This is a genomic window from Streptomyces sp. SID13726, assembly GCF_010548375.1.
Taxonomy (GTDB): Bacteria; Actinomycetota; Actinomycetes; order Streptomycetales; family Streptomycetaceae; genus Streptomyces.
In genome coordinates this window covers 1-482 of sequence record NZ_JAAGLY010000329.1, presented here as the reverse complement: position 1 = coordinate 482, position 482 = coordinate 1, and the positions used below count along the sequence as shown (strand labels likewise).

1 protein-coding gene is annotated in these 482 nt (G+C 66.4%); it reads left to right on the top strand.

Features of this window, described 5'->3' with window-relative positions:
* On the top strand, positions 1-203 hold a 203-nt coding region (locus G3I78_RS47905), incomplete at its 5' end, for a hypothetical protein (RefSeq protein WP_164436901.1).
* Positions 204-482 lie beyond the last annotated feature (279 nt).

Sequence of the window (482 nt, the reverse complement as noted above, 5' to 3'; positions counted from 1 at the left end):
GGACGGCGGCCTGGCGCATCTCCGAACCCATCCTCAGGGAGCTGGAGGAGAAGAACCTCATCGGCCTGCAGCGGGACATGAGCGAGGAAGCCCGCGCGGAGCGTGAGCGGCTCGCGGCGCAGCGCTACCCGTCCAGCCGGATCGCCCGGGAGGCGGTCGAGGACCACTGGCCGACTCCTCTGCAGGCGATCCCTGCGGCCTGAGGGCCCGCAGGATTTATAACGACGTCGTTTACGAAATAGAGAGACGCGCGCGCGTCTATATTCGGCGCCTATTGCATCTCGCCATTCATTCGGCGGGAATGTTTGAATTGGCGCGGAAAGGGGTTTATTGCTGCTACGGTTTCCATTCCCTCGACGCCTTCCGGGAGGTAGGAGTGAGCAGCACTACGACGGTCACGGAGCGGGTCCCGTCCAGCCGCACGGAGACGGATCCGGGCCGGGTCGCCCGGGGAGCGCCCCGGGGCCACATCGACGGCGTCC